This window comes from Ruegeria sp. YKSD179 (assembly GCF_059612885.1).
This window is the reverse complement of sequence record NZ_JBXWRL010000117.1, coordinates 1-2,526: the sequence shown is the minus strand read 5'-3', so window position 1 is coordinate 2,526 and position 2,526 is coordinate 1. Positions and strand designations below refer to the sequence as shown.

At 53.7% G+C, this 2,526-nt stretch carries 5 protein-coding genes; 2 read left to right on the top strand and 3 right to left on the bottom strand.

Features of this window, described 5'->3' with window-relative positions:
- Positions 1–212, top strand: a 212-nt coding sequence (locus AC2FNE_RS24565) for a hypothetical protein (RefSeq protein WP_496806559.1), incomplete at its 5' end; no start/stop codon positions are given.
- A 56-nt stretch (positions 213–268) separates the two neighbouring features.
- A complete protein-coding gene (locus AC2FNE_RS24560) occupies positions 269–1,114 on the top strand; it encodes a universal stress protein (RefSeq protein ID WP_480714087.1) in 846 nt (281 codons plus the stop codon).
- A gap of 60 nt (positions 1,115–1,174) precedes the next feature.
- Here the strand turns inward: AC2FNE_RS24560 and AC2FNE_RS24555 are convergent, their stop codons facing one another.
- From AC2FNE_RS24555 to AC2FNE_RS24545, 3 genes are all read right to left on the bottom strand, one after another.
- Complete coding sequence (locus tag AC2FNE_RS24555; RefSeq protein WP_496806558.1) at positions 1,175–1,630, bottom strand: thioredoxin domain-containing protein; 456 nt, start codon at positions 1,628–1,630, stop codon at positions 1,175–1,177.
- Positions 1,631–1,692: 62 nt separating this feature from the next.
- Positions 1,693–2,106, bottom strand: a complete 414-nt coding sequence (locus AC2FNE_RS24550) for a c-type cytochrome (protein ID WP_170482849.1) — start codon at positions 2,104–2,106, stop codon at positions 1,693–1,695.
- A gap of 179 nt (positions 2,107–2,285) precedes the next feature.
- The coding region (locus tag AC2FNE_RS24545) for a hypothetical protein (RefSeq protein WP_496806557.1) at positions 2,286–2,526 on the bottom strand (241 nt) is incomplete at its 5' end.

Sequence of the window (2,526 nt, the reverse complement as noted above, 5' to 3'; positions counted from 1 at the left end):
ATCAGGGCCAGCGGTCAGACGCACCGCGCAAACAGGCCGGACACAAGACCGCTTCTGACCACACACCCCTCACAAAAATGTCTTGCTTTGCAGGAGCCATCCACACAGGACTAAGCCGCCACTTTCTGTGTCGGCTACTCCCGCCTGAAAAATATGCAAAAATTGACAGGTTTGAATTTTATGAGACGATGAATGGTGAGTGGCCGATGTAGAGCTCATTAGACAGTTGCGGGCCTCTGACCAGCACCAAACTTCAACGGAGACACCTATGGAACGCCGCACCACACTTTTCGTTATGAATGTTCAAACCGAAGACCGCGAGATCGGTAAAGTTGCGGAAATGGCCGCAAGAGAGGACCATCATTTGCTTTGTCTTATGCTTGATATGGCCCCTGCCTTGCCTGCATATTCCTACTCGGTTCCACCATATGGCGGGCTGAATATTCCGGACGATTGGAAGGAGACCCTAGCCTCCACGCAAGCTAATCTCAAATCCAGATGTGATACCATTGAACAGCTGCTCGCCCAGAGAAATGCGTCGGGGGAGGTTCAGGCCGTCCTTACTGCAAGCATGGATGCCAAACATGTCGTTGCGCGATTTGCCCGTGTGAGCGATGAGGCGATCTTTTCTCAAAGTCTGCGGGAAACCCGCGATCTGATGACCGAAGCGGCATCCGGCGTTTTGTTCCACTCACCGATCGGATTCCGGATCAATGCCAACCTAGAACGCAATCCCGAATGCATATTTGTCGCCTGGGACAGCAGCGAGGCCGCGTCTGCGGCTGTTCACGCCGCCCTACCGCATCTGCTGGACGCGCGCGAGGTGATTATAGGATGTATCGACCCTGTAACCACGGTTAACCGTGACGGGCAGGATCCCGGGACCGACGTGGCAGCATGGCTCAGCCATCATGGATGCTTGGTCACCTTGTCACAGTATCCCAGCGGTGGACGCGCCGTCGCCGATGTTATTCAGGACCGCGCGGCGGAAGCCGGCTCAGATTTGATCGTGATGGGCGCATATGGTCAGGCACGGATGATCCAGACTGTTTTGGGCGGAACGACCCGGTCGATGGTCGAGCAGACCAAGTTGCCGGTCTTCCTCGCCCACTGAAAAGCCCCCAGCTCCGCCTCAATCTAAGTTCCTCTGAAAAAACCTAGTAGGAATCATCGCTCATTGCGCATGTTCATCAAGTGTCGTGCCGGTGCTTGTTCCGACCCAGTCTGCTATGTCACTTGCGGATATCACGCCTGTCCGCCGTCCTATCTCTCTGCCACCTTGAAAGGCAATCAGAAGTGGAATGCCACGGATGCCATACCGGGCCCCGGCCGCCGGAAATGCCTCAGTATCGAGCTTGGCGAGGCGCGCGCGACCTTTGAGCGCCTGAGCGGCCGTGGCGAACTCTGGCGCTATCATGCGGCAAGGCCCACACCATGCGGCCCAAAAGTCCACAAGCAATGGAACGTCGTCGATCCGTTCCGCCTTCTGTAAAACGTCGAGAGAGACATCGATGGGAGCCTGGGGCACGAGCAGGACACCACATTTTCCACATTTGGGAGAAGCGCGCAGACGGCCTTCCGGAACCCTGTTTCCCTGACCGCAGGCGAGACAGGCAAGCTTCAAACTCATTCTCCAATCCCCCCTATCCTTTTATCATAAACAATTTGCCTTCCGCTCAGCTCCATATTTCTTCAGGGAAGAAAAGACTTTGGAGTGGGGTCCTGCAGTGACTCAAGGTAACTTGCGATCGCGATCAGCTTGGTGGGCATCAGGATTGGCTCACCATTGCCTGTATCGAATTCACTCATTTCATTGTCCAAAAGGTCGACGATAATCGGCATATCCTCTCGCGGGAGAATGTTGCGGGAATACCCACTCAGTATCTCCATGATCTCAAGAGCGGGCCACACCCCGTCGCGCCGCGCTGCAATTCTCGTCAAGTCTGGCGGCGGTGTGCTCAAACGCGCAGCTACAGGCCCTTCGCCCTTCCCATCAACACCATGACAGGACACGCAGTTTTGCGAGTACAGCGTTTTTCCGGTGATTGTCTTTTCTATAGTGGTTCCCATCAAAAAAAGCGGAGCCAAAAGCAGCCAATACTTCATACGAGTTATCTTTCCGAAGCGGTGCGGCAAAGTTAACGTTTCTTTTCAACCATTACTTTGATCCCTGTCAATTGACTAATCATAGCTTAAGCATTGAGAGACTGTTGCTATTCGATTTCGACCTGACTCTTGGCGGAAACCCACGTCTTCTTCCGACATTTGCGATCAGTATTGGCGTTTCATTTTGAAGCCGCCCGTAATTCCCAGCTCAGTTTTTCCTGTCGATCACCCTTTAGTGATCCAATAATAAAACGACCGCTTTGGGCTCGATGCAGACGTTCGCCGCAGTTGGTACGAACGACTGCTCTGCGGACAAACCTGCCATTTGCGGCAATGCGGCACCCAAAGGTTACCTGAATGTCTGCTCCGTAACAAAACAGACATTCATTTTTAAATGCTGTAAAGGGCGGATCCGGCCCT

Coding starts and splice junctions, on each gene's coding strand:
- AC2FNE_RS24550 (WP_170482849.1), bottom strand. CDS start 2,106: ATGAAGTATTGGCTGCTTTTGGCTCCGCTTTTTTTGATGGGAACCACT.
- AC2FNE_RS24560 (WP_480714087.1), top strand. CDS start 269: ATGGAACGCCGCACCACACTTTTCGTTATGAATGTTCAAACCGAAGAC.
- AC2FNE_RS24555 (WP_496806558.1), bottom strand. CDS start 1,630: ATGAGTTTGAAGCTTGCCTGTCTCGCCTGCGGTCAGGGAAACAGGGTT.